The sequence below is a fragment of the Salinibacterium sp. ZJ450 genome (assembly GCF_011751885.2).
Taxonomy (GTDB): Bacteria; Actinomycetota; Actinomycetes; order Actinomycetales; family Microbacteriaceae; genus Ruicaihuangia.
On sequence record NZ_CP061771.1, the window covers coordinates 798,245 to 825,014 of the forward strand.

At 68.9% G+C, this 26,770-nt stretch carries 21 protein-coding genes; 15 read left to right on the forward strand and 6 right to left on the reverse strand.

Annotated features, from left to right (window positions below; genetic code table 11):
* Window positions 1-6: 6 nt before the first annotated feature.
* The 5 genes from HCT51_RS03855 to HCT51_RS03875 all read left to right on the forward strand — a co-directional run bounded on the left by HCT51_RS03855 (window position 7) and on the right by HCT51_RS03875 (window position 8,977).
* A complete protein-coding gene (locus tag HCT51_RS03855; RefSeq protein ID WP_166871314.1) occupies window positions 7-972 on the forward strand; it encodes an AAA family ATPase in 966 nt (321 codons plus the stop codon).
* The gene (locus tag HCT51_RS03860) at window positions 969-2,390 is read left to right on the forward strand and encodes a DUF58 domain-containing protein (RefSeq protein ID WP_224760649.1); all 1,422 of its coding nucleotides are present in this window, start codon (window positions 969-971) and stop codon (window positions 2,388-2,390) included. Before HCT51_RS03855 ends, HCT51_RS03860 begins: the two co-directional genes overlap by 4 nt.
* Window positions 2,390-4,720 (forward strand): transglutaminase domain-containing protein, encoded by a 2,331-nt coding sequence (locus HCT51_RS03865; protein ID WP_166870520.1) that lies wholly within the window; start codon window positions 2,390-2,392, stop codon window positions 4,718-4,720. Before HCT51_RS03860 ends, HCT51_RS03865 begins: the two co-directional genes overlap by 1 nt.
* Window positions 4,721-4,748: 28 nt before the next feature.
* Complete coding sequence (locus tag HCT51_RS03870) at window positions 4,749-5,870, forward strand: zinc-ribbon domain-containing protein (RefSeq protein WP_166870522.1); 1,122 nt, start codon at window positions 4,749-4,751, stop codon at window positions 5,868-5,870.
* Window positions 5,871-5,995: 125 nt separating this feature from the next.
* Complete coding sequence (locus HCT51_RS03875; protein WP_166870524.1) at window positions 5,996-8,977, forward strand: FtsK/SpoIIIE domain-containing protein; 2,982 nt, start codon at window positions 5,996-5,998, stop codon at window positions 8,975-8,977.
* Here the strand turns inward: HCT51_RS03875 and ald are convergent.
* Window positions 8,974-10,089, reverse strand: a complete 1,116-nt coding sequence (gene ald, locus HCT51_RS03880) for an alanine dehydrogenase (protein ID WP_166870526.1) — start codon at window positions 10,087-10,089, stop codon at window positions 8,974-8,976. The two genes, HCT51_RS03875 and ald, sit on opposite strands and share 4 nt — an antisense overlap.
* 238 nt (window positions 10,090-10,327) lie before the next feature.
* Between ald and HCT51_RS03885 the strand changes: the two genes are divergently transcribed.
* The 6 genes from HCT51_RS03885 (at window position 10,328) to HCT51_RS03910 (ending at window position 17,473) form a co-directional block, all read left to right on the forward strand.
* The gene (locus HCT51_RS03885) at window positions 10,328-11,536 is read left to right on the forward strand and encodes an ABC transporter substrate-binding protein (RefSeq protein ID WP_166870528.1); all 1,209 of its coding nucleotides are present in this window, start codon (window positions 10,328-10,330) and stop codon (window positions 11,534-11,536) included.
* A 3-nt stretch (window positions 11,537-11,539) separates the two neighbouring features.
* Window positions 11,540-12,736, forward strand: a complete 1,197-nt coding sequence (locus HCT51_RS03890) for an ABC transporter ATP-binding protein (protein WP_166870530.1) — start codon at window positions 11,540-11,542, stop codon at window positions 12,734-12,736.
* 2 nt (window positions 12,737-12,738) lie between these two features.
* Window positions 12,739-13,653: an ABC transporter permease gene (locus HCT51_RS03895; RefSeq protein WP_166870532.1), complete on the forward strand. Its 915-nt coding sequence runs from the start codon at window positions 12,739-12,741 to the stop codon at window positions 13,651-13,653.
* Window positions 13,650-14,519: an ABC transporter permease gene (locus HCT51_RS03900; protein ID WP_166870534.1), complete on the forward strand. Its 870-nt coding sequence runs from the start codon at window positions 13,650-13,652 to the stop codon at window positions 14,517-14,519. The genes HCT51_RS03895 and HCT51_RS03900 overlap by 4 nt, the downstream gene beginning before the upstream one ends.
* Before the next feature lie 8 nt (window positions 14,520-14,527).
* On the forward strand, window positions 14,528-15,880 hold the full coding sequence (locus tag HCT51_RS03905; RefSeq protein ID WP_166870536.1) for a transaminase: 1,353 nt from the start codon (window positions 14,528-14,530) through the stop codon (window positions 15,878-15,880).
* Between the two features lie 348 nt (window positions 15,881-16,228).
* Window positions 16,229-17,473 (forward strand): FAD-binding oxidoreductase, encoded by a 1,245-nt coding sequence (locus HCT51_RS03910; protein WP_224760650.1) that lies wholly within the window; start codon window positions 16,229-16,231, stop codon window positions 17,471-17,473.
* A gap of 148 nt (window positions 17,474-17,621) precedes the next feature.
* Here HCT51_RS03910 and HCT51_RS03915 read toward each other — a convergent pair whose 3' ends face one another.
* Together HCT51_RS03915 and gabT are read right to left on the reverse strand one after the other, a co-directional pair.
* Window positions 17,622-18,581, reverse strand: coding sequence for an asparaginase (locus HCT51_RS03915; protein ID WP_224760651.1), 960 nt, complete (start codon window positions 18,579-18,581; stop codon window positions 17,622-17,624).
* On the reverse strand, window positions 18,578-19,924 hold the full coding sequence (gene gabT, locus HCT51_RS03920; protein WP_166870540.1) for a 4-aminobutyrate--2-oxoglutarate transaminase: 1,347 nt from the start codon (window positions 19,922-19,924) through the stop codon (window positions 18,578-18,580). The genes HCT51_RS03915 and gabT overlap by 4 nt, the downstream gene beginning before the upstream one ends.
* 38 nt (window positions 19,925-19,962) lie before the next feature.
* On the opposite strand from gabT, the gene HCT51_RS03925 reads away from it, so the two are divergent.
* Window positions 19,963-20,481 (forward strand): OsmC family protein, encoded by a 519-nt coding sequence (locus HCT51_RS03925; protein WP_166870542.1) that lies wholly within the window; start codon window positions 19,963-19,965, stop codon window positions 20,479-20,481.
* Here HCT51_RS03925 and HCT51_RS03930 read toward each other — a convergent pair.
* A complete protein-coding gene (locus HCT51_RS03930; RefSeq protein ID WP_166870544.1) occupies window positions 20,414-21,145 on the reverse strand; it encodes a hypothetical protein in 732 nt (243 codons plus the stop codon). The two genes, HCT51_RS03925 and HCT51_RS03930, sit on opposite strands and share 68 nt — an antisense overlap.
* A gap of 128 nt (window positions 21,146-21,273) precedes the next feature.
* Between HCT51_RS03930 and HCT51_RS03935 the strand changes: the two genes are divergently transcribed.
* Window positions 21,274-22,245 (forward strand): FKBP-type peptidyl-prolyl cis-trans isomerase, encoded by a 972-nt coding sequence (locus HCT51_RS03935; protein ID WP_224760652.1) that lies wholly within the window; start codon window positions 21,274-21,276, stop codon window positions 22,243-22,245.
* Window positions 22,246-22,355: 110 nt separating this feature from the next.
* Window positions 22,356-23,438, forward strand: coding sequence for a 1-deoxy-D-xylulose-5-phosphate reductoisomerase (locus HCT51_RS03940; RefSeq protein WP_166870546.1), 1,083 nt, complete (start codon window positions 22,356-22,358; stop codon window positions 23,436-23,438).
* 30 nt (window positions 23,439-23,468) lie between these two features.
* Here HCT51_RS03940 and HCT51_RS03945 read toward each other — a convergent pair whose 3' ends face one another.
* On the reverse strand, window positions 23,469-24,014 hold the full coding sequence (locus HCT51_RS03945; RefSeq protein WP_166870548.1) for a hypothetical protein: 546 nt from the start codon (window positions 24,012-24,014) through the stop codon (window positions 23,469-23,471).
* Window positions 24,011-25,264: a serine/threonine-protein kinase gene (locus HCT51_RS03950; protein WP_166870550.1), complete on the reverse strand. Its 1,254-nt coding sequence runs from the start codon at window positions 25,262-25,264 to the stop codon at window positions 24,011-24,013. The genes HCT51_RS03945 and HCT51_RS03950 overlap by 4 nt, the downstream gene beginning before the upstream one ends.
* A 27-nt stretch (window positions 25,265-25,291) precedes the next feature.
* Between HCT51_RS03950 and HCT51_RS03955 the strand changes: the two genes are divergently transcribed.
* Window positions 25,292-26,617, forward strand: coding sequence for a M50 family metallopeptidase (locus HCT51_RS03955; protein WP_166870552.1), 1,326 nt, complete (start codon window positions 25,292-25,294; stop codon window positions 26,615-26,617).
* Window positions 26,618-26,770: the final 153 nt, after the last annotated feature.

The following is a 26,770-nucleotide window of genomic DNA, read 5'->3' on the forward strand; positions in this document are numbered from 1 at the left end:
GCGACGATGACGCCGGAACAGGCGGCCTGGTTCTCTGAGACGTTCGCCCGACTGGTCGCGAACGTCGAAAAGGTGCTGCTGGGTAAGACCGCCGTCATCCGGCTCGGTTTCGTCGCCCTGTTCAGCGAGGGACACCTGCTGCTCGAAGACTTTCCCGGCACCGGGAAGACCTCGTTTGCCCGGGCGATGGCGCAGAGCGTGCGCGGCACCAGCAACCGGGTTCAGTTCACGCCAGACCTGCTGCCCGGTGACATCACCGGAGTGAGCATCTACGACCAGCGCAGCGGCGCGTTCGATTTTCACCGGGGACCGGTGTTCGCGAACATCGTGCTCGCCGACGAGATCAACCGGGCAAGCCCCAAGACCCAGGCCGCACTGCTCGAAGTGATGGAAGAGGGACGCGTCACCGTCGATGGGGTGACCCATCCGGTGTCCGCGCCGTTCATGGTGATCGCCACTCAGAACCCGATCGAGCAGGCCGGCACCTACCGGCTGCCCGAAGCACAGCTCGACCGGTTCCTGATGAAGGCATCGATCGGCTATCCCGACCACGCGTCAACGCTGCGGATCCTCGAAGGTGCCGGCACCAAGGCGCACGACGTCACCGTGCCCGAAATCGTCACCTCCGACGTGGTCATCGACATGGCGGGGCTCGCTCGCACCGTGCACGTCGACCCCTCGATCAACGACTACGTCTCCCGCCTGGTCGACGCCACCCGCAGCACCACCGAGGTGCGCCTCGGAGCGAGTGTGCGCGGCGCGCTTGCCCTGGTGCGCGCTGCCAAGACCTTCGCTGCCGCGAACGGCCGGCACTACGTCGTGCCCGACGACATCAAGATGCTCGTCGAGCCTGTGCTGGCCCACCGTCTGGTGCTGGACGCCGAAGCCGAGTTCGACGGCGTGACCGCGTCAAGCATCATCAGCCAGATCCTGATCGAAACGCCGCCGCCCACCGACAGGCAAGCCGTGTGAAGAAGGCCCTGAACCCGGGGCGCGCGGCGAAAACGAGGACGAGCGCGAACGCTTCGTCGACACGATCGCGGTTCGACAGCGATTTCGCGACGGCGACCGCCGGCCTGACCAACGCACGCACCCGCATTGTCGGCCATCGCACCGGATTTTGGGCCGACACCGTCGTCGCGCTGGCGCGCGCCCTGAACTCGAGCCGCACATTGCTCGCCACGATCGCCAGCCGGGTCGGCGCGGTGGTCACCCCGCTGGGCTGGACCATGGCGGTGCTGGCGCCGTTCGCGTTGATCGCCGGATACCTGCTCGGCTGGGTCGAGCTGATCGTGCTCGGCTTCGCCGGGCTGGTGCTGCTCGGCGTGGCGGCCGTGTACCTGATCGGCCGGGTCGCCCATCGCATCTCGCTCACCGTGCCGCACAACCGGGTCACCGTCGGGGAGCCCGCGATCGGCCGAGTGGAAGCCGCCAACCCCACCCGCCGCCGACTGCTCAGCATGACCGTTGAGGTGCCGGTCGGTGCCGGCCTCGCCGAGTTCACCATGCCGGGCCTGCCCAAGGGTGGCTCCAGTGAACACGACTTCGTCGTGCCCACCGGGCGACGGGGCGTCGTCACCGTCGGACCGGTGCGCACCGTGCGCGCCGACCCTGTGGGCCTGGTGCGGAGGGAGATCCTATTCAGTGGCAGCGCGGAACTGTTCATCCACCCGCGCACCATCCCGCTGCCCGCGACCAGCACCGGCCTGATCCGCGACCTGGAGGGCAGCCCCACCCGCGACCTCACCACGAGCGACATCTCATTCCACGCGCTGCGCGAGTACACGCCGGGTGACGAGCGTCGCAACATCCACTGGAAGTCGACAGCGAAGACCGGCACGTACATGGTGCGCCAGTTCGAGGAGTCCCGGCGCAGTCACCTGGTCATCGCGCTCAGCCTCGCCCACGGCGACTACGGCAACGACGACGAGTTCGAGCTGGCTGTGAGCGTGGCGGCGAGCCTCGGCGTGCGCGCCATCCGTGACTCACGGGACGTGGCGGTGGTGGCCAGCGCCCGCACACCGGAGTTCGCGAAACGCAAGGTGTTCGCAGTGAAGGCCATGTCCACGCTGAAGCGCTCCCGGCTGCTCGATGACCTCGCCGTCGTTGACCGGGCCGAGACCGCCCTCGGCATTCTGGATCTCGCCCGCGTCGCCTCCGACAAGGTGCCGGGAGTCTCCGTGGCGTTTCTGGTCATTGGGTCCACGCCGACACCGACGATGCTGCGCGCCGCCTCCACCCAGTTCGCGGCCGGGGTGGAAGTGGTGGCGATCGTCTGCGACCCGGAGGCCGTGCCGGGGTTGCGTCGCGTCGCCGGACTGAGCGTGCTCACCATCGGCTACCTGGAAGACCTGCAGAAGGCGCTGGCCAGGTCGCGGGCGGTGGCCTGATGCGCCGGCCAAGCGCAGCGTTCGTGATCATCTCGACGATCATGGTGTGGACGACCACGGCCATCGCCATCGCCGCCTGGTGGCCGATCTACCAGAGCACGCACTTCGTTGTGATGGCAGTGCTGACGACGCTGCTGGCGAGCGCCGTGGCGATCCTCGGCTCGCTCCTCAGGCTGACGGCTCCGGTGCTCGCCGCAACCGGCCTCCTGACACTGCTCGCATTCGGGGTGCCCCTGGCGGTGCCCGACCGCGCCCTGTTCGGCTGGCTGCCCACCGTCGAAGGACTCACCGACCTCGCCTCCGGGCTGTTCCTCGGTTGGAAGCAGCTGCTCACCATCACCGTGCCGGTCGGCAGCTACGAATCGCTGCTGGTGCCGCCGATGGTGCTGATCCTCGTCTCGGTGATCGTCGCGCTGTCCGTGGCGCTGCGCGCCCCGTTCGGTGAGCTCGGAGTGATCGCGCCCGCGCTCCTGTTTCTCACCGGCCTTGCCTTTGGCACCGAAACCGAATGGTGGCCGCGGCTGCTGACACTCGGCATGCTCGCCGCCTGCCTGCTCTGGCTGGTGTGGCGGCGCTGGTACCGCAGACGCGGCGCCATCCGGCTGCTGGCGAAGCAGGCGCCGGATGCCGCGGGCCGACCGCTCGAAACGGTGCGGGACCGCCTCTTTCCCGGCGCTCGCTCGCTGGTGGGCGTCGGTGTGATCTTGTGCGTCGCCTCGGTCGCCGCAGCGTCCGCGGTGACCGCGCTTCCGCCGGGCGGCGACCGGATCGTGCTGCGCAGCACCATCGAGCAGCCGTTCGACCCGCGCGACTACGTCAGCCCGCTAATCGGGTTCCGCAACTACCTGCAACCGGGCGCGGACGCCGAGACGCTAATGACGATCAGCGGGCTGCCCGAGGACGGCCGCATCCGCCTGGCCACCCTCGACACGTTCGACGGCATGGTCTACTCCGTCGGCAGCGATGAAGTGGACAGCGCCTCCGGCTCGTTCACCCGGGTGCCCTCCGACGTTGACCAGTCGCAGGTCGACGGCCGGTCGGTGACCGTCGACGTCAGTATCGACGGCTACGACGGCGTGTGGCTGCCGACCGTGGGCGCGTTCGAGGCGATCGACTTCGCCGGCCAGGACGCAACCGGCCTGCGTGAGGCGTTCTACTACAACGACAACAGTCGTACCGCCGCGGTTCTCGGCGGGGTCGGCGCGGGCGCGCGTTACCGGTTGACCGCCGTCATCCCGACCCAGCCCACCGATCGGGAGCTGGCCACCCTCATCCCCGGCGACGCCGCCATGCCACCGCTCGCCGCGGTGCCGGATGGGCTGCCCGACACGCTTGACGACTACACCAGCGGCATCGAGCAGCCCGGTGCGAAACTGGTGGCCGCGCTCGACGGGCTCGCCCGTGACGGCTATGTGAGCCACGGCATCGCCGCGGACGAGCCGAGAAGCCGCTCGGGACATGCGGCCGACCGCATTACCGAACTGCTGGCAGACGACCCGATGATCGGCGACGCGGAGCAGTACGCGGTGGCCGCGGCGCTGATGGCCCGGCAGATCGGCTTTCCCGCCAGGGTGGTCTTCGGATTCGCGCCGGGGGCAACCGCGCAGCCCGTGCAGGTGACGGGGTCGGATGTCGCGGCCTGGGTCGAGGTGCACACCACCGAGTTCGGCTGGGTCAGCCTCGACCCGACACCCGCGCACCGCGACATCCCGGAGCAGCAACCGGAAGACCCGACCCAGGTGTCGCGGCCGCAGTCGGTGCTTCCGCCGCCGGTGGTGCAGGACGAGAATCCGAACGAGCAGTCCCCGCCGCAGAGCACCGAGGAGATCGCGCCGCCTGACCCGTTCCTGGCGTTCCTGTTCGCCGCGCTGCGGGTCGCCGGGGTGAGCCTCGTTCTGCTGGCCATGATCGCGTCGCCGTTCCTGCTGGTGGTCGCCGCGAAGGTGCAGCGCCGCCGGCGCCGCCAGCGGGCGAAGGATCCGGTGCAGAACATTCGAGGCGGCTGGCAGGAGTTCGAGGACGCCCTCCTCGACCATGGCTACCAACTGCCGGCATCCGCGACCCGACGCGAACTGGCCGCGGTTGCCGGCGGTGCGCAGGCCCGCGTGCTGGCCGCCGTCACCGACCGGGCGGTGTTCTCGCCTAGTACACCAGCGCCCGATGACACCACCCGGGTCTGGCATGCGGTGCACGACCTGCGCGCGGCTCTGGGCCGGGGACAGACCAGATGGCAGCGACTGAAGGCGCTGCTCTCCGCGCGCTCCCTCGGCTCCTCCCGAAGTCGCGGCAGATATAGTGGCAAGAAGCTGTTCAGGCGGCAGGGCCGCTGACGGCTTTCAGCTCGGGGGAGGCCGATTCGTGACATGCACACACTGCGGGACTGAGCTGCCGCGCGGCGCGATGTTCTGCGGGGAATGCGGTCGCGCTGTCGCGCCGCCGAATCGGATCGTGCCACCGGCATCCGTCGTACCGCAGCCGGACGGCAATCAGGCGCCCGAGTTGCACTGCGAGCAGTGCGGCGCCGCGATGGCCGCCGCCGACATCTTCTGCGGCGAGTGCGGTTTCGTCGCCCGTTCGGTGACCGACAACTTCACGACCGGACCGCGCACCCCGGCCGTCCCGATCCAGCCACCACCCGTCCTCTTCGTGGAGCCGCCAGCACCTCCGCCACTCCGCGCTCCGCAGGCGCCTCGCAGCTGGCACGAGCCTGCGGCCACGCCTGCGGCCACGCCTGCGGCCACGCCTGCGGCCACGCCTGCGGCCCAGCCGACGCCGGAGCTGATCGACTCGGATTCGATACCGTGGTTCACCGATTCCCGGCCGAAGCAGCCACCGGTCGCGCCACAGCCGCTGGTCGTGCCGCCGGTCGCCGCGCCAGAGGTGCTCGTTGCACCACCGGCAGCGGTCGCACCGCCGGCATCGGTTGCAGCACCGGCTCCTGTTGCGCCACCGGCTCCAGCCACACCGGTCAACCCTGTGCACCAGGCGATGCACTCCGACACGGCGCGGATCGACCCGGTGGAACTGGCGAGCCTTCCGCGCCCGGACGACCTGGCGCAGCCGCCCACCGAGCCCCTCACCCCGGTGCTGTCGCCGCGCGTGGCCGCAGTGGAGGACATCGAAGCCACCCGGATCGTGCGCCGCACTCACGGCGGCGACCCGTTCGTGCTGCAGTTCAGCACCGGCGAGAACCTGACGGTGACCGGATCGGGACTGCTCGGCCGCAACCCGCAGACTCAACCCGGCGAGTACTTCGATCACATCGTTCCGATCTTCGATCCCGGCAAGTCGGTGTCGAAGACCCACCTCGAGTTCGGGCAGGAATCGGGCGTGTTCTGGGTTACCGACCGGTTCTCCGGCAACGGCTCGGTCGTGCGCGAACCCGGCACCGCACCGCGCCGCTGCGAGCCCGGCAAGCGGTACCGGGTGACCCGCGGCACTCGAGTCGACATCGGCGAGCAGTTCCTGATCATCAGCTGACGACATTCAGCTGGCGTCCTTAGCTGATTACCTTCAGCTGACGTCCCCTCCGCGCGCGGGCGGCGGCATCCACTCCGCGGCTGAACAGCGGTCTGCGACGGCCCGGTTCGTGCTGAGCTATCGGCATGTCAGCTCGCGCGTTTGACCCGCCGCCGAGCGTCAGCCTGCCCAGCCCGCCGGCACCGGTGCCGACCCGGCCGTTCCCTGTGCTCGCCACCGTGGCGCCGGTGCTGGTGTCGCTCGGAATCTGGGCGGTGACCGAGACCCCGTTCGTGCTGCTGTTCGCCATGCTCGGGCCGGTGGTCGCCGTGGCGAGCCTGGGCGACGGGGCGGTGCAGTCGCGGCGACATCGGCGGACGGAGCGGCGCCGCTTCGACGACGACTGCCATCGCACCGCCGATGCGATCGGCGTCGAACATGACCGGGAACGGGCGGCTCTGCAGCGCCGTCACCTTGGGCTCGCCGGGGCGTTGGCCTGCCCCGCTCGTGACCCCACCCGCTGGGTCGCCGTACCCGGTGATGCCGTCGCGGTGGTGCTGGGTTTGGGCGTGCAGCCCAGCGCGCTGCGGGTCGACCGGGCGCCCACCGTCAGTGACGAGACAGTGGCGCGCGCCCTCCGGCTGCTGCAGGAGCAGGCCCTCCGGCTCGATGATGCACCGGTTGTCGTCGACGCGCGGGCAGGTATCGGCGTCGTCGGTCCGCCCGGCATCGCGCACCCGATCGCCCGGTCACTCGCGGTGCAGCTCGCCCATGCGCTGCCGCCCGCTGCGGTGCACTGGCGCTACGACCCGGCCGTGTGGCGCTGGGCAAGCCGGCTGCCGCACTCCACCGCGCCGGACGGTGCCGCCGGAGAGTTGCGGGCGGTGCGCCGCGGATCTGGCGAGTCGATCCTCGCAGTCAGCGTCGCGGTATCCGCCGACCTGGTGCCGGGCGACTGCGCGGTGGTGCTGCGTGTCGGGGCCGGCGCGCTCGGCGTGCTCGGCGAATCTCCGGATGACGCAGCGCCCGGCCCGATCCGGGTGCGAGGTGTCACCGCGTGGGAGGCGGAAGCCTGGGCCGAGCGGTTGGCCAGGTTGGCTGGCGCAGGTGCCGCTCCTGGCACCATCGACGGGCAGCGCGCCAGCCTGCCGGCGATGGTTGAGCTGGCGCCGCTACTGGCTGACGCGGTCGGCGCGGCCGGTGCCTCCCCGGTGACCGCGGGCCCGCAGAGCGTGTCCCCGGCGAGCTTGTCGCTCGCCACACTCGCCTGCCCGATCGGCCGGGACGCCGACGGCATCGTCTGGGTCGATTTGGTCGCTGATGGGCCGCACGCCCTGGTCGCGGGCATGACCGGCAGCGGCAAGAGCGAGCTGCTGACCAGCTGGATCCTGTCGATGGCGACGGGACGGACTCCCGAGACGGTGACGTTCCTGCTGATCGATTTCAAGGGTGGCGCCACGTTCCGCCCGCTGGCTGCCCTGCCGCACTGCGTCGGCGTGATCACCGACCTCGACGGCGGCGAGGCGGCCCGGGCGCTCGACAGCCTGCGCGCGGAACTGCGGCACCGGGAGCGCGAACTGGCCAGGCTCGGGCGGCGCTCGATCGACGACGCCGGGCGGCGCCCGGCGTTCCCCCGCCTGGTCATCGTGGTCGACGAGTACGCCGCCATGATCGCCGAATTCCCGGAGCTCGCCACCGTATTCGGCGACATTGCCGCCCGCGGTCGTTCGCTCGGCGTGCACCTTGTGCTGTGCACGCAACGGCCGGGCGGCGTCGTCCGCGACGGGGTGCTGGCCAACGCCGCGGTGCGCATCTCGTTGCGGGTCAACAACCGGGCGGACAGCATCGCGGTGGTCGATGTACCGGATGCCGCGGAACTTCCGACGCATCCGGCGGGACGAGCGGTGTTCAGCGCCGGGGGACCTCCCCGGCTTGTGCAGTTGGCGAAGGCCGCGACATCCGATCTCGAGCGGGCGATCGCCGACACTCCGTCGGGACGGGCGCCGCGTCGGCCGTGGTGCGACCCGCTGCCGGCGCTCATCCCGCTCGCCGACCTGCAGCACGCGGGACCCGGCATCCCGTTCGGGCTGACCGACCTTCCACACGAACAACGGCAGCAGGCAGCCGTCTACCACCCGCAGGAGCACGGACACCTGATGGTGATCGGTGGACGCCGCTCCGGAAAGTCGACGTTGCTCTCGGTGCTGGCCGCGGATCCGTCCGCGGTGCGGGTGGGCGCCGGAGTCGAAGCGGTCTGGGATGCCGTCGAGGCGGTGCTCCGGCGTGAGGTCGTGGGTCCGCGCCTGCTGCTGCTCGACGACCTCGACAGTGTCTGCGCCAAGCTTGACGACGACTACCGGCACCGGTTCATCGAGATGCTCACCCACGTCGCCCGCGACACCGCGGGCGTGCAGCTGGTGATCACCGCGCAGCGGGCGACCCCGGCACTGCAGGTGCTGCTGCCGTTGTTCGAGGCGCGTGTCACCCTGCGGCTGCCCGACCGCCACGAGCACCTGCTGGCCGGAGGCGACGCGGCATCCTTCCTGCCGAACCTGCCCCCGGGCGGCGGCCACTGGCGCGGTGACCGGGTGCAGGTGGCGCACCTGCCGCAGCGGCTGTCGGAGCACCAGCCGCTGGTGGTGCAAGGCGTGCGGGGCGTGGCGGGAGTGCAGGTGGTGCCGGTGGTGGCGGGCGTGCCGGTGGTGCCGGGCGACCCGGCCGCCGGGCGTCCCGCGTTCGAGCCGCGGCGTGACCGCGACTACGTCGTGGCCGCCGACCGCCCGGCGGAATGCGCCGCCGCCCTTGGTGGCAGTGATCACACGGTGATCGAGCTCGGAGCGGGCTCCGGCGACCCGCGGCAGCTGAGCGTGGCGGTGGGGGAGCGTCACCGCATTCTGGTGGCAGACCCGGACGCCTGGCAATCCTGGTGGGGCGCCCTCGGCGCACTCCGCGCAGGCGCCGACTTGATCGTCGACGGGTGCACCGCGGCGGACTATCGTCAACTCACGCGCGACCGGGCACTCCCGCCGCCGTTCGAGGCCGGCACCCGCACCACCTGGCTGGTAGAGGCAGGCGCGCCGCCCTGTCGGATCCGCCTGCGCGGACCAGCGGACGTCAGCTCAAGCTAGACCAGCACGTCGTCGAGCGCGAAGTGGGTCAACCCGAGCGCGCTGGCCACCGGCTCGTTCACCACGTGACCGCCGTGGATGTTGAGCCCGTGGGCCAGTGACTCGTCGGCGGCCATGGCCTGTCGCCACCCGTTGCTGGCCACGGCGCGCACGTAGGGCATCGTCGCGTTGGTGAGCGCGAACGTCGAGGTGTGCGGAACGGCGCCCGGCATATTCGCGACACAGTAGAACAGCGAGTTGTGCACCGTGAAGGTGGGATCCGCGTGCGTGGTGGGATGCGAGTCCTCGAAGCAACCGCCCTGGTCCACCGCGATGTCGACCAGCACGCTGCCCGGCTTCATGCGGGACACCATGTCGTTCGTCACCAGCTTCGGTGCCTTCGCGCCCGGCACCAGCACCGACCCGATCACCAGATCGGCGGCCAGCACGGCGCGCTCGATCTCATAGCCGTTCGAGGCGACGGTGCGGATGCGGCCGGCGTACTGGGCGTCGAGTTCGCGCAGCCGCTGAAGATTGGTGTCGAGCACGGTCACGTCGGCGCCGAGGCCCACCGCCAGCGCGGTCGCGTTGGTTCCGGCGACGCCGCCGCCGAGCACCACCACCCGGGACGGGTAGGTGCCGGGCACACCGGGCAGTAGTAGCCCCGGCCCGCCGTTCGGCTTCAGCATGGCGTTCGCGCCGACGATCACCGAGAGCCGCCCGGCGACCTCGCTCATCGGAGCCAGCAACGGCAGCGCCCGCGACGGCAGCTGCACGGTCTCGTAGGCGATCGCCGTCATCCGGCTCTCGATCAGAGCGTCGGTGAGCCGGGGTTCCGCGGCCAGGTGCAGGTACGCGAACAACACCAGATCATCGCGGAAGTAGCGGTATTCGCTCTCGATCGGTTCCTTCACCTTCAGCAGCAGTTCGGCGATCTGCCAGGAGCTGGCGGCATCCGGAGTGATCGTCGCTCCAGAGTGGCGGTAGTCATCATCGTTGATCGATGAACCGGCACCCGCGCCAGCCTGCACGAACACCTCGTGCCCGTGCGCGACCAGGTCGTGCACGCCCGCGGGGGTGATCGCCACCCGAAATTCGTTGTTCTTGATCTCGCTCGGAACGGCGACTCTCATGACTCTCCCCACGCCTCACGTGTGCGCGACGGGCCACACTGCCCTCGCTCTGCCAGCGTAATAGGCGGTGGTAAGGATTCCGCAGCATAAACCTGCGTCAACGTGCTGATTTCGTCACATTCGTGTTTCAGAGGGAGGTTTTTCTCCGATTTCCTGTTCTGTTCCGGGCGTCGGTGTGGCAGTATCAACGCACACACCGCGAAGGTGCGCGGTGCGTCCTGTTCGTGAGGAGTTCGCCATGAACCGTCCGCTCCCGGAAGACCCGATCATTCGGCGGTTGATCGCCGAGGCGCAGCGCGCCCAGGTCTCCCGTCGTGCCGTATTGAAGGGCGTCGGGGTCTCCGCTGCAGCGCTGGCCTTGGCCGCCTGCGCGCCGCAAGCCGGAGGCGAACTCACGCCGGCCACCGACGAATCCGACACCGACAAGACGCTGCGCTGGGCCAACTGGCCGTCGTACCTCGACCAGGACGATGAGGGCAACTACCCGACGCTGATCGCATTCACCGAGCAGACCGGCATCGAGGTCGAATACCTGGTCGACGTCGACGACAACAACACCTACTACGCCAAGGTGCGTGACCAGCTCGCGCTCGGCCAGGACATCGGCGCCGACACGGTCGTCCTGACCGACTGGATGGTGTCCCGGCTCGTGCGCCTGAACTACGTGCAGGAGCTTGATCACGCCAACATTCCCAACATCAAGAACCTGACCCCGTCGCTCGCGCACCCGGACTTCGACCCCGACCGCACCAGGAGCGTGCCCTGGCAGGCGGGATTCGCCGGGATCTGCTGGAACAAGGAGAAGATCCCGAACGGGATGACGAGCGTAAACGACCTGTGGAACCCCGAGCTGTCGGGCCGCATCGGGGTGCTCTCGGAGATGCGCGACACCCTCGGCCTGATCATGCTGCAGGAGGGCATCGACATCACCGACTTCAGCGCCGCGGACTTTCAGACGGGCATGGATGTCTTCCGCGAACAGGTGGGCTCAGGCCAGATCGGTGCCGTGCGCGGCAACTCGTACATCGAGGACCTGCAGAACGAGGACACCCTCGCCGCCATCTGCTGGTCAGGCGACATCACGCTGCTGAATGCGGAAGCCGGCGACAAATGGATCTTCGCGATCCCGGAAGCGGGCGGCACGCTGTGGAACGAAGCGTTCGTCGTTCCGATGGGCTCGACCCGCAAGACGAACGTGGAAACGCTGATCAACTACTACTACGAACCGGAAGTGGCTGCCGAGGTGGCCGCGTATGTGAACTACGTCACCCCGGTGGAGGGAGCCAAGGAGGCCGCGGCCGCGATCGACCCTGCCCTGGCCGACAACCAGCTGATCTTCCCCAACGAGGAGACCCTGTCTCAGGTGCATGTGTTCCGCACCCTGAGCAATGCGGAAGAGCAGGAGTTCGGGGCCGAGTACCAGAGCGTCTTGCTGGGCGGAGGTTGACCGTTGGCTCACGGAAACTTTGACGCGTCGGGCGCCGACCTCGAACTGGTCGGCATCACCAAACGGTTTCCCGGGTTCACGGCCATCGACGAGTTGAACCTGACGATTCCGGCCGGGTCGTTCTTCGCCCTGCTCGGGCCGTCCGGCTGCGGCAAGACGACGACGCTTCGACTGGTCGCCGGGCTGGAGGAGGCGACATCCGGACGCATCCTGATCGGGGGGAAGGATGTCACGGACACCAAGCCGTACCAGCGGCCGGTGAACACGGTGTTCCAGAGCTACGCGCTGTTCCCGCACATGACGGTGCTGGAGAACGTGGCGTTCGGGCTGAAACGGCGCCGGATCAGCGCCCCCCTCGACAAGGCTCACGAGGTGCTGCGACTGGTGGAACTTGACCATCTGGCGCAGCGGAAGCCCGCCCAACTGTCCGGCGGGCAGCAGCAGCGCGTCGCGCTCGCCAGGGCGGTCGTCAACCGGCCGGCGCTGCTGCTGCTCGACGAGCCGCTCGGCGCCCTGGACCTGAAGCTGCGGCGGCAGATGCAGCTGGAGCTGAAGGGAATCCAATCTGAGGTGGGGCTGACCTTCCTGCACGTCACCCACGACCAGGAGGAGGCCATGACCATGGCCGACACCGTCGCGGTGATGAACAAGGGCCGGATCGAACAGTTGGGATCACCGGAAACCCTGTACGAGCTGCCACGCACCACGTTCGTGGCCAACTTCCTCGGCCAGTCGAACCTGTTCACCGGGGAGGTGGTCACCACCGGCGCCGACTCGTTCGTGGTCGACATCGCCGGCAACCGGATCGAGGTGCCCACCGCGCGAGCACAGCGGCACCGCGGCGCGGTGACCGTCGGCATCCGACCCGAGAAACTGCGGCTGCACACCTCGGAACCGGAACGCACGGCCGGGGTGAATGTGGCCGGTCCCGGGCGGGTGACCGATGTGTCGTTCACCGGAATGAGCACCTCGTACCGGCTGGCGATGCCCGCCGGCCTCGTGACTGTCTTCGCGCAGAACACGGCGTTCGGACCAGCCGTGCAGGAGGGCAACGAGGTGTGGATCAGTTGGCTGGTGGAGCACGGGTTCGGAGTCGCCGACCACCCCGGTGAGGCGGAACACATCGCGCAGGACTCCTCAACCGAGGCGATCGCCGTGCAGCGCCGCGAACGGCTCGAAGCGGAGCTCGGGGAGGGCTGAGCATGGCCTTCGGAGCGTTCGCCACCGCAGAGCCCGTCGCCGCGCCTACACCGCGGAAGAAGAGCCGCATCGCGCTGTTCCTGCTGCTGCCCGGCATCCTGTACCTGCTGGTGTTCTTCCTCGCACCGCTGCTGTCGCTGGTGTTTACGAGCCTGCAGACGCCGAGCGCGATCGGCGACATCGGAGCGTACGACTACGCGTTCCAGTGGCAGAACTACCTGACCGTGATGGAGCTGTACTGGCCGAACATCATTCGGTCGTTCGGGTATGCGACCGCGGCCACCATCGCCGCGCTGCTGATCAGCTACCCGCTGGCGTACTTCATCGGGGTGAACCTGCGCCGCTTCCCGCTGCTGCAGAGCCTCGCCCTCACCCTGGTGATCGCCCCGTTCTTCATCAGCTTCCTGCTGCGCACCCTGGCCTGGAAGCAGATTCTCTCCGATGAGGGCTGGCTGGTCAGCTCGCTGCAGACCTTCAGTCTGCTGCCGCCGGACGCACAGCTCACCGGTACCCCGTTCTCGGTGATCTTCGGACTGACCTACAACTTCATCCCGTTCATGACCCTGCCGATCTACACCTCGCTGGAGCGACTCGACCTCCGCTTCGTCGAGGCGGGCAGCGACCTGTACGCGTCGCCGTGGACCACATTCCGCACCGTCACCATTCCGCTGTCGATGCCCGGCATCCTCTCGGGCACCCTGCTCACCTTCATTCCCGCGGCGGGTGACTACATCAACGCCAGCCGCGACTTCCTCGGCTCCGTCGACACGGCGATGATCGGCAACGTGATCGAGGCGAACTTCCTGGTGCTGCAGAACTACCCGGCGGCTGCCGCGCTGTCGCTGCTGCTGATGGCCGCGATCCTCGTGCTGGTGAGCTTCTACGTGCGCCGCTCCGGAACGGAGGACCTGCTATGACCCTGCAAGGCGGTGCCGTGCTGACGGATGCCGCGGCCACCACGCCAGCCGCCCCACGCCGCACATTCCGGCTCGGGGCCGGACGCTGGGGACTCGCCGCCTACAGCGTGATCGCGTTCATCTTCCTGCTCATCCCGATCGTCTACACGATCGTCTTCTCGTTCAACGACTACCGCCGCACCAACATCACCTGGCGCGCCTTCACCCTCGAGAACTGGACGCAGCTGTGCAACGCGCAGGGGGTCTGCTCGGCGTTCGCGAACAGCATCTTCGTCGGGGTGGTCGCCACCGTGATCGCCACCGCCCTCGGCACCATGATCGCGATCGCCCTGGTGCGATACCGGTTCCGGTTCAGGGCAAGCACCACCCTGCTGCTGTTCCTGCCGATGGCCACCCCGGAAGTAGTGCTCGGCGCCGGACTCGCCGCCCAGTTCCTCGCCGCCGGCGTCGCCAAGGGGCTTGGCACCATCATCATCGCGCACGTGATGTTCTGCATCAGCTTCGTCGTGGTCACCGTGCGAGCCCGGGTCGCCTCGCTCGACCCGGCGCTCGAGGAAGCCGGACGAGACCTGTACGGGTCACCGAACCAGGTGTTCTGGCGCATCACGTTCCCGCTGCTGCTGCCCGGGATCATGGCCGCCGCGCTGCTGTCGTTCGCGTTGAGCTTCGACGACTTCATCATCACCACGTTCAACTCCGGCCCTGCCGTCACCTTCCCGAAGTACATCTACACGGCGGCCGCCCGCGGCATCCCCGCCGAGGCCAACGTGATCGCCAGCATCGTGTTCTTCGCGGCGATCATCATCGTTGTCGCCGCGCAGGTCTCCAGTGCCGCCCGGCGTAAGCGGCAATTGAGGCAGGGGTAGGGGTAGGAATGTTCCCGGATCGGGATCGGCTGCGGCGGCTGTGGGATCACGAGGTCGACACCTTCCGCATCGCCAGGCCGGAGTCGGAGCGGCTCTGGCGTGAGGCCACCCCGCACCTGCCTGACGGGGTGCCGATGCTGTGGATGGCGAAGTGGCCGGGCCCGTGGCCGGTGTACGTGAAGGGCGCCATCGGCGCGCACTTCGAGTGCGCCGACGGCATCGATCACGTCGACCTCTGCCTGGGCGACACCGGCGCCATGTGCGGGCATGCGCCCGCGGCATCCGTTCGCGCCATCAGTGAGCAGTTGGCCCGCGGGGCGACATTCATGCTTCCGACCGCGGATGCCGCGGAGGCGGCGACCCTGCTCGCCGAGCGTTTCGGGCTGAGCAGCTGGCAGTTCACCCTGACCGCCACCGACGCCAACCGGTCGCTGATCCGCTTCGCCCGGCAGGTGACCGGGCGGCGCAAGATCCTGGTGGTTGACTACTGCTATCACGGCAGCGTCGACGAGACGTTTGCGACCCTGTCGCCGGAGGGCGCCGTGACCGAACGCCGCGGCACGATCGGCGCCCCGGTGCCGCCGGCCGAGACCACCGTGGTGGTGCCGTTCAACGATGTGCCGGCGCTGGAGCGGGCGCTCGCCGTCGGCGACATCGCGGCGGTGCTGATCGAGCCGGCGCTGACGAATATCGGCATCGTGCTGCCTGACCCCGACTGGCACGACGCGCTGCGCGAGTTCTGCGACAGCGCCGGCACGCTGCTGATCATCGACGAGACCCACACCCTGTGCGCCGGGCCCGGCGGGATGACCGCCCGTGACGGTCTGATTCCGGATGCCGTGGTGGTGGGCAAGACCATCGGCGGCGGCATCCCGGCCGCCGCATATGGCATGACCGAGGAGTTCGCCGCGCGGGTGCGCAACTCGCTGGTGCTGGAGGACATCGATGTGGGGGGAGTGGGCGGCACCCTGGCCGGCAACGCCGTGTCGATGGCGGGGGTGCGCGCCACGCTCGCTGAGGTGCTGACCCCGGAGGTGTGGCCGGGCATGATCGCCCGCGCCACCGAGTGGACCGACGGGGTGCAGCAGGTGATCGACGACTACGACGTGCCCTGGCAGGTGACGCAGCTCGGCTGCCGCGCCGAGTACAGCTTCCGGCCGACCCCGCCGCGCAACGGCCGGGAGGCGGCGGACGCGGACGACTTCGAGCTGCAACAGTATCTGCACCTGCACGCCCTGAATCGCGGCATCCTGATCACGCCGTTTCACAACATGGCGCTGATGAGTCCGGCGACCAGTACCGCGGATGTCGCGCGCCACGGCGAGGCGTTCCGTGAGGTGGTGGAGTCGCTGTTCCCGTGAGGGTCGCTCCTCGGGCGCCCAATTTCGATTTCGCTGAAGTCTGGAGATCGGCCCTTCCGGGCAAGCGGGAAGGACCAAACCGCAGACCTCACGAACACGTGCCAGACCTCACCCCTGTCACCTTCGATGCGGATGCCCGCCTTCGCCTGGTTTGACGAGTAACGCAGGCCCTTGTCGGCGACACCCGCCGGTGGGACGATCGGGAATACCCGATGTGTGATGGAGGTGGAGACGATGACGTTTATCCTCGCGGAGCCTGACTTAGAGTCTCTGAGGGCCGGATTGCGGGGCCTGGTACTCGGTCCGGATGATCCGGGGTACGACACCGCTCGCAGGGTCCACAACGGCATGATCGACAAACGGCCGGCGGTGATCGCTCGCTGCTCCGGGGTGGCCGACGTGATGGCCGCGCTTCGTTTCGGCGTGGAGCACGGACTTGCGGTCGCGGTCCGCGGTGGTGGCCACAACGTGGCAGGGAAGGCTGTCTGCGACGGAGGAATCGTCATCGACCTGTCGGCGATGAAGGGGATGCGGGTGGATCCGGTGGGGCGGGTCGCGCACGCGCAGGCTGGACTGACCTGGGGTGAGTTCGACCGCGAGACGCAGGCGTTCGGGCTGGCCACGACTGGTGGGGCGGTGTCCACCACGGGTATTGCTGGGCTCACCCTGGGCGGCGGCATCGGCTGGCTGCAACGCAAACACGGACTGGCCTGCGACAACCTGCTCTCGGCGGACGTCGTCACCGCCGACGGCAATTTCGTCACCGCGAGCGCCACCGAGAATGTCGACCTGTTCTGGGGGCTGCGCGGCGGCGGTGGCAATTTCGGGATCGTCACCTCGTTCGAATACACGTTGCACCCCGTCGGGCAGGTCATCGCCGGCCCGGTGGTCCACCCGTTCAGCGCAGCCAGAGACGTGTTGCGGTTCTATCGCGAGTACTCCCAGGGCGCCCCGGACGACCTGTTCGTCGAGGCAGGCCTGGCGACGCTGCCGGACGGACAGCGGGCCGTCATGCTTTTCGTGGTGTACTTCGGGCCGCAGGAAGAGGGTGAGGAACTGTTGCGGCCGGTGCGCGAGTTCGGCTCACCACTGGAGGACATGATCATGGCGATGAGCTACTGCGACGTGCAGCAGGCGTATGACGGCGATTTCCCGTTCGGACTCCTCAACTATTGGAAGTCCAGCAACCTCAACGAACTGAGCGACCCCGCAATCGACACCCTGGTCGCCTTCATGGAAGCCGCGCCGTCAGCGCGGCCGATGGTCATCATTGACCAGTTCGGCGGCGCCGTTGCCCGGGTCCCCAACGACGCCACTGCGTTCGGCCACCGTGACGCCGCCTACGACCTGATCATCGCTGCCATCTGGTCCGAGCCGCACGAGCAGGAACGGCACATCGAATGGGCACGCCAGTTCTGGGACGCCATGCAGCCGCACACGACGGGTGACGTCTACGTGAACTACCTCAGCGACGAGGGCGAGGGCCGCGTGCGTGCGGCTTACGGCCATCACTACGAGCGCCTGGCGGCCCTGAAACGCAAGTACGACCCGGACAACGTGTTCCAGAACAACCAGAACATCAAACCGCAGTGACGCGGGCGCACGGAGTGTGGGGGATCGAGCACCACAGTTCCCTGTTTGCCCGGAGGCACTTCCCCAACCCAAGGGGTGAGGTCTGGTAAACGGTCCTTCCGGCCGGGAAGGCCCACATGGCAGACCTCAGCGCCGCAGAAGCCCGTGGCTAGACGACCGCGCGCAGCTCGCCCACCGGGCGCGCGCCGCCGAGCACCCGCTCCGAGGTCACCGCGATCACCTCGGCCGCGGCATCCGCGTCCACCGCACCCGCCTCGACCAGCAGTTGCAGCGCGACGGTGGTGGCGGCGCGCAGCGAGCCGTCCAGCGTTTTCAGCGCGACGGCGGTGCCATCGGCCGCGCCCATCACCATAACGCCCTCCGCGCCGAGCTTCGCGATCAAGCCCAGCTTCTCGATGGTGACCGTGTTCGCCCGGCCGGGGCCGTCGATCGCCCAGGGATGCTCGCGGATCGCCGCGGCCAGACGGCTGGCGTCGGGGTCGTCGGTCGGCCCGGTCACCCGCGAGATCGCCGTCGCGAGCCCGCGCACGGTGACCGCGTGCACCGGGGCCCCGCAGCCGTCGACGCCGGAGTGCTCGACCGGGTGCCCGGTGAACTCCTGCACGGAGGCGAGGATCGCCTGCTGCAGCGGATGCTCCAGCTCCAGGTACGAGTCGGTGGGCCAGTCGTTTCGGACGCAGGCCAGCAGGAACGCGGCGTGCTTGCCCGAGCAGTTCATGCTGAGCGGATGCGGCGCGGTGGCGGCCGTGCGGGCGGCCCGATCCGACGGCCAGTCGGCGGGGCACTGCAGCGCGCTCTCATCGAGGCCGGCCCGGTCGAGGATGCGGCGCACCACGGCCACATGCTCGGCGGTTCCGGCGTGGCTGGCGGTGGCGAGCACGAGCTCCTCGCCGTCGAGGTCGGCGCCGAGCCGCAGCGCGGTGATCGCCTGCACCGGTTTCAGGGTCGATCGCGGATAGATAAGCGCGTCGACGTCGCCTAGTTCACGCAGGCTCGCGGCATCCGGTCCGACGACCACCGCCACCCCCAGGTGACGCGACTCGATCATGCCGGAGCGCTCGAGAACGGCGAGTTCGACGGCTCCCGCCGCCGACAGCACGTCGGTCACAGGGCGGCGAGGGCGTCGTCGAGCACGCGCACCGCCTGGCCGAGCAGGTCGTCGCTGATGGCAAGGCTCGGCAGGAAACGCAGCACGTTGCCCCAGGTGCCCGCCGACAGCAGCAGCACGCCCTGCTGGGCGGCGAACGCGACGATGCTGTTGACCGCCTCGGGAAGCGGGGTGGTGCTGCCCGGTTCCACCAGTTCGATGGCGAGCATGGCGCCGATGCCGCGCACGTCGCCGATCACGCCGTACTTCTGCTGGAGGTTCAGCAGCTCCGGCTTCAGGGTCGCCTCGATGCGCTGCGCCTCGGCGAGCAGGTTGTGCTGCTCGATCCGCTCGAACACGGCGATCGCCGCGGCGCAGGAGACCGGGTTGCCGCCGAAGGTGCCGCCGAGGCCGCCGGCGTGCGCGGCATCCATGATCTCGCTGCGTCCGGTCACGCCGGCCAGTGGCAGCCCGCCGGCGATGCCCTTGGCGGTCAGCACCAGGTCGGGCACCAGGCCGAAGTGCTCGCTGGCGAAGTAGCGGCCGGTGCGGCCCATGCCGCTCTGGATCTCGTCGGCGATGAAGACGATGCCGTGGGTGCTGCACCATTCCTGCAGCGCGGGCAGGTATCCGTCGGCCGGGACCATGAAGCCGCCCTCGCCCTGGATCGGTTCGACCACCAGACAGGCCAAGTCGGAGGGCCCGACCGTCTTCTCCAGGTAGGCGATCGTGTGCGCGGCGGCCTCGGTGCCGCTCAGCCCATCCCGGAACGGGTACGAGCCGGGCGCGCGGTAGACCTCCGGGGCGAACGGGCCGAAACCCGCCTTGTACGGCATCGACTTGAAGGTCATCGTCATGGCCAGGTTGGTGCGGCCGTGGAACGCGTGGTCGAGCACCGCGACGCCGCGCCGGCCGGTGAACTTGCGGGCGATCTTCACACCGTTCTCCACCGCCTCGGCACCGGAGTTCACCAGCAGCGACTTCTTCGCGTGGTCGCCGGGGGTGTGCTCGGCGAGCAGCTCGGCGACCCGTACGTACGGCTCATAGGGGGTGATGCCGAACGCCGTATGGGTGACCTGTGCCAGCTGAGCGGATGCCGCGGACACCACGGCCTCGTCGGTGTGGCCGATCGTGGTGACGCCGATCCCGGCGCCGAGGTCGATGAACTGGTTGCCGTCCACGTCGACGAGGATCGCGCCGTGCGCGCGCTCGATGTAGACCGGCAGGGCGCTGGAGACGCCGGCGGCCACCACGGCCAGTCGTCGCTCATGAAGTGCCCGCGATTTCGGCCCGGGGATCGCCGTGACAATGCGGCGCTCCTCGGTGAGCGGGACGGGTGCGGATGCTTCAGACACATCAGTCATGATTGAACCGATCTTAGTTGGGGGAGGGAAGGCCTGTCATGACACCTGAGCACCACTTTTCTGTCGCGCTGCAGTGGACCGGAAACCGCGGAACCGGCACCAGTGGCCCGCGCGACTTCAGCCGCGAGCACGTGCTCTCCCACGACGGTAAGCCCGACCTGCTCGGCTCGGCAGCCCCGGTCTTCCGCGGCGACGCCGACCGGTGGAACCCGGAGGAGCTGCTGATCGGCGCCCTCGCCCAGTGCCACATGATGAGCTACTTCTACCTGGCCACCAAGCACGGCATCGCGGTGACCAGCTACACCGACGCCGCCTCCGGCACCATCCGGATGAACGGAGCCGGCGGCCGCTTCACCGAGGTGACGCTGCGGCCGCGGATGACGATCGCGTCGGGGGACCTCGAGCTGGCGTTGCGGCTGCACGACGAGGCGGAGCAGATCTGCTTCATCGCCCAGTCGGTGAACTTCCCGGTGCGGCACGAGCCGGAGATCAGTGTGGCGGATCCGGAGGCGCAGCCGCATCCGGAGCCGGATCTGGCGTCGTCGGCGACGGATTGAGCGGACGGTACTGCTTCCAGAAGCCGAGGAAGCGCCGTTGACCCCGCCAGACCGAGAACACGCCGAACGCTGCCCCGATCACGGCGCCGATAAGCACCACCAACCACGTGACCGCGCCAAGCGCGTTGACGATCGCGCCGATGAGCAGTCCGATCATCGCGGAGTTCACCGCGATGATGAACAGCATGCTGCTGCCGACGAATTGGCTCTGTCCGCGCCGCGGCGTCAGGAAGTAGTACGTCTGCCTCACGCCCGCGTAATCGTCGCGGGTGGACGCCATCAATGTGTCGGCGATCCCTGGGTCGAGGTCGACGTAGGCGGCCCGCAGCCGGTTCATCGCGAGCACGTACATCAGGTCTTCCATCGCCACGTTCAGCACGCGCACCTGCGTGAGCACGCCGACAAGCGCAACCACCCCGAGCACGGCGATCGCGAACACACCGAACGCCTCCGAGAAATCGCTGGCCTGGCCGACCAGGGCAAGACTCACGAGCCCCGCCGACACCAGCGTGAGGAACATGCTGATGCGGGTGAGCACCTCGCTCTGGGTCGTGCCCCGCGAGGCCAGCAGGCTCCAGTGCTCAGTCGCGAGCAACTGAGCACGAAGCGCTCGGGATGCCGCGGCATCCGGATTTTCTGATTGCTCTGCCGCGTCGTCGGGCATGTGGTCATTGTGCGCCTCGACCAGTGAGAAGTGAACCGGCCGCGATCTCTCACCGCGGTTGTCACTCGATGTTCAGGCGGATGCACCAGACTGGAGCCTTCCCCGTTTCTTCTCTGTGAGGTTTTCGCGTGCGCGCTGGTGCAACCCTGGTAATGGTTTTCGGCCTGGTGGCCACGCTCGCGGCCTGTGCGCCGGCCGAGCAGTCGGGCGACGCGAAGAAGGCGTCTGAGGGCTGCACCCCGAGCGGATCGGCGTCCGAGTCGATCGAGGTCACCGGCGACTTCGGCGCGAAGCCGGAGATCAAGTTCGAGACTCCGCTGTCGGTCAAGAAGACCGAGCGCAGCGTCGTGATCGAGGGTGACGGCGAAAAGATCGAGAACGGGTCGATCGCCAACATCGACTTCACCATGGTGAACGCCGAGACCGGCGAAGAGGTCTCCACCACCGGTCACACCGAGGGCACCGCCACCCCGATCACCGTCGATGAGGAGCAGTTCCTCAGCGGACTGGTGAAGACCCTGGAGTGCAGCGCGGTGGGTTCGCGAGTGGTCGGCGTGATTCCGCCCGCCGACCTGTGGGGCGACGCCGGCGCCGAGCCGCTCGGAGTCACCGGCGAGCAGTCGCTCGTGTTCGTGGCCGACGTTCTCGCGATCGCCGAACCGCCGCTGGAGCGCGCCGAGGGCACCCCGCAGGAGGCACCCGCCGGATTCCCGACCGTCGAGCTGGCCGAGGACGGCACGCCCACGGTCACGATTCCGGATGCCGCGCCGCCGGCCGACCTGCAGATCGCTGTGCTGCAGAAGGCAGAGGGCACCGTCGTGGAGGACGGCGACACGGTCACCGTGCACTACCAGGGCATCAACTGGCGCACCGGCGAGGTCTTCGACGGCAGCTGGGAGCGCGGTGAGCCGACCCAGTTCCCGACCACCGGCGTGATCGAAGGCTTCCAGAAGGCACTCGTCGGGCAGAACGTCGGCTCACAGGTGATCGCGATCATCCCGCCGGCGCAGGGCTACGGCCCGCAGGGCGGAAACGAGAAGGCGGGCATCGCCGCCGACGACACCCTGGTCTTCATCGTCGACATCCTCGCTACCTCGTAGCCGGAAGCGCACACGAGCGCTGCCCGAACGGCCGAACGCCGCCGCCGCGGCACGCGCGCTCGGCCGTTTTCGCAGCGCTCGCCAAATAGAACCTGCGGGAGGATAGACCCATGCGACGCGTCATCATCCTCGGCTCCACCGGCTCCATCGGCACCCAGGCGCTCGACGTCATCGCCGCGAACCCCGACCGGTTCCAGGTGGTCGGGCTCACCGCGGGCAGCAACCGCGAACTCGTCGCCGAGCAGGCGGCCAGGTTCGGCGTGACCGAGACCGCGTTCGGCGCGGATGACGCGGCCGCGCTGGTGCGGAGCGTCGAGGCGGATGTCGTGCTGAACGGCATCACCGGATCGGTCGGTCTCGGCCCGACGCTGGCCGCGCTCGAGACCGGCGCCACGCTCGCGCTGGCGAACAAGGAGAGCCTGATCGTCGGCGGCGACCTGGTGAAGCAGGCCGCGGCGCCCGGGCAGATCGTGCCGGTCGACTCCGAGCACTCCGCCCTCGCGCAAGCACTCAGGTCGGGCGCACCCAGCGAGGTGCGGCGGCTGGTGCTCACGGCATCCGGTGGCCCATTCCGTGGACGCAGCCGTGACTCGCTGCGCGATGTCACCCCGGCCGAGGCGCTGGCGCATCCGACCTGGGACATGGGCCTGGTCGTCACCACCAACTCGTCCACCCTGGTGAACAAGGGGCTCGAGGTGATTGAGGCGCACCTGCTGTTCGACGTGCCGTACGCGCAGATCGAGGTGACCGTGCACCCACAGTCGATCGTGCACTCCATGGTCGAGTTCATCGACGGGTCAACGATCGCGCAGTGCTCACCGCCGGACATGCGGCTGCCGATCTCGCTCGGTCTGGACTGGCCGAACCGGGTTCCGGATGTCGGTGCGCCGCTGGACTGGACCACCGCCAGCACCTGGACGTTCGAACCGCTAGACACCGAAGCATTCCCCGCGGTGCAGCTCGCGAAGCAGGTGGGGGAGGCCGGCGCGACCTTCCCGGCGGTGTTCAACGCGGCGAACGAGCAGACGGTGATCGCGTTCCACGCCGGAGCGATCGGCTACCTCGACATCCTCGACACGGTGCGAGCGGTCGTCGACCGGCACTCGGTGGGCGAGGCGACGCTGCCGGGCGTGCTGGCGGCCGAGGTGTGGGCGCGGGGTGAAGCAGATCGCGTGATCGCTCAGGCCGGCTAGCGGTACTGCCGGTTCTGCGTCGGTGAGCGGTTACTCGCCGTCGTCGCTGCCGTCATCCGTCCATTCGTCTGAATTGGTCGGCGTCGGAGTGTTGTTGGAGGTCTCGGTTGGCGTAGGCGTCGATTCCGAGTCGCCGTCCGACTTGTCGTTCTTCTTCTCGTCCTTCTTCTCGTCCTTCTTGTCGTCCTTGTCGTTCTTGCCGTTCTCGTTGCCCTCGCCGTCGTTGTCGTCCTCGTCGTCCGATTGAGTCGGAGTCGGCGTCGGCGTCGGCTTGGGCTTCGCGGCCTCGATGGCCGCGGCGAGGTCGGCGCGGACCAGGTCGATGGCTGACACGATTGCCTGGTGGCGTTCCGGCGTGATGGCACCGCGGGCGAGGGCGTCGTTCACGGCCACGGTGAGTTCGTCGAGGCGGGTGAGCGCGCCCTGCAGGTCGCCGGATGCCGAGGCCTCACTCACCGAGAGCACACCGGCCTGCAGATCCTCGGCCGCAGCCGGGTCGAAGGTCGGCTGATTCGATGCGCAGCCGGCCAGCAGCAGGGTGCCGGCCAGGGTCAGGGTGATCAATCGACGTCTCATGGCTCTACCGTCTTCTGCAGCTGCTCGAGATGCGTGCCGAGGTCGCCCTCGACCGCCGGGTACTGCACCGGGGGAGTCGCGGGCGGTGGCGCATTCACCCAGATCAGGATCGCGATCACGGCCGCGACTAGCAGCGCGCCAATGCCGCCAGCCACCAGGGCGCGACGTCGGCGATTCTGCTGGGGCCGGGCGGATGTCGGTGCGGTGGCGCTGCCGGCTGGCGGCTGGGTCGGCAGGGCAGGGGCGGTGGCGGTACCGGCAGCGGCGGCGATACCCGCGGCAGCGGTACCCACCGCGGATGCTCCGGCGGTGTTCGCGGCATCCATCATCTCGGTGGGCGCGGTGACGGGGTGGGCGGGCATCGGCACGGCCTGCAGTTCGCGGGTGGGTTCGAGCACCTCGGTCGCGACCGGCACGGCGGCAAGTTGCCGCAGCATGAACGCCACCTCTCCCGCGCTCGGCCGGGCCTCTGGTTCGCGGTGGGTCATCGCGGTGAGCAGGTTCTCCCAGCCGTCGGGCAGTGTGTCGGGCAGCTCGGGATCGCGGGTCACCCGCGCGGCGGCCGACTCGAGGGCGGAGCCGGGGAAGGCGCGCCGTCCGGTGAGGCACTCCAGGATCACCAGGCCGAGCGAGTACACGTCGCTGGCCGCGGTGAGGGGCTTGCCGAGCGCCTGCTCGGGGCTCAGGTAGTTGGCGGTGCCGATCACCGAGCCGGTGGCAGTGTGGTGGGCGCCGTCGACCAGCCGGGCGATGCCGAAGTCCGCGAGTTTCGCGCGCGGACCGGTGGACTGCTGACGCTCATTGGGCACCAGGATGTTGGCGGGCTTCACGTCGCGGTGCACCACACCCTGCTCGTGCACGTACTGCAGCGCGTCGGCGACATCGGCTCCGAGCAGCGCGGCCGTCGCGGCATCCATCTCTCCCGCATCGAGCACATGCCGTAGATCCGGCCCGTCGACGAACTCCATCACCAGGAACGCCGAGGCGTCGTCGCTGGCGACCGCGTCGAACAGGGTAACCAGGCTCGGGTGGTTCAGGGTGGCCAGCATCCGGATCTCATCGGTCTGCCGTTTGATGTCGTCGGCGTCGGCGAGCGTGGTGCGGAACACCTTGAGCGCCACCGTGCGGCCGAGCACCTGGTCTTCGGCCCGGTAAACGGACGCCATGCCGCCTCGCCCGATCACTGCCACGACCCGGTAGCGATCAGCGAAGACAGTGCCGACCTCGTTGTCAGTTCCCTGCGAAGTCATACAGCCATTGTCCCGTATTCTTCTGGCGTGGAGTCTGTACTGCTGTATGTCGTGGGGATCCTGATCATTGTGGTCGGGCTCGCGCTGTCGATCGGGCTGCACGAAATCGGCCACCTGGTGCCGGCGAAGCTGTTCAGGGTCAAGGTCGGCCAGTACATGATCGGCTTCGGCCCGACGCTGTTCTCGAAACGGCGCGGCGAGACCGAGTACGGCGTGAAGGCGATCCCGCTCGGCGGCTACATCTCGATGGCGGGCATGTACCCGCCGGCCAAGCAGGGCGCGAAGGCCCGCACCGCCAGCACGAGCTTCTTCGACACCATGGTTCAGGATGCGCGGGACTCCTCCGCCGACACGGTCACCGAGGGCGAGGAAGAGCGCACCTTTTACCGGCTACCGGTCTACAAGCGCATCATTGTGATGCTCGGCGGGCCGTTCATGAACCTGCTGATCGCGGTCGTGCTGTACGCCGTGCTGTTCATGGGCTTCGGGATCAGCCAGCCCTCCACCACGCTCGGCAGCGTGTCGGAATGCGTGCAGTCCGCCGACAGCACCGCCACCGAGTGCGCCCCGGGCGACCCGCGCGCACCCGGCGCCGCCGCCGGCCTCCAGCCCGGCGACAAGCTGCTCAGCGTCGACGGCGAGCCAGTGGAATCCTGGGCACAGGCCACCCAGACCATCCGCGACAACCCCGGCCGGGCCATCGCGTTCCAGATCGAACGCGACGGCGACATCCGCACCGTGCAGGTCACCCCGCTGCTGACCGAACGTCCCGTCTTCGACGACGCCGGCCAGATGAAACTGGATGCCGCGGGCAATCCGATCACGACTGAGGTCGGGTTCATCGGGGTGGGCGCCGCCTATGAGCTGGCTCAGCAGCCGGCATCCGCGGTGCTGCCCGCGGTGGGGGACAACATCGTGGCCGTCGGCAACGTGATCCTCCACCTGCCGCAGCGCCTCATCGACATCGCTGAGGCCGCGTTCGGTCCCGAGGAACGCGACCCGAACGGACCGATCAGCGTGGTCGGCGTCGGTCGGCTCGCCGGGGAGATCGCGTCGATCGACGCTCCCGTCACGGAGCGCGCGGCATCCCTGGTCGGGCTGGTGGCGTCGCTGAACGTGGCATTGTTCGTGTTCAACCTGATTCCGCTGATGCCGCTCGACGGCGGACACGTGGCCGGCGCGCTCTGGGAGGGCATCCGCCGGTTCTTCGCGAAGCTGTTCCGCCGGCCCGATCCGGGCCCGGTCGACACCGCGAAGCTGGTGCCGATCACGCTGGCTGTGGTGATCATCCTCGGCGGCATGAGCGCGCTGCTCATCTACGCGGACATCGTAAAGCCGATCACCCTGCTGTAGCGCGCGCCTAGCCGGTTGTCCAGTCGGTTTCGGTCCGCGCAGAACGGCAGCATTCCGCTTCAACGCGCCGGTGAAAACCGGATATCTGCGGCGCGTCACCGCGAAACACTGCCGTTCTGCGCGCGCGGCGCGGACGCGGACGGCTCGACTCAG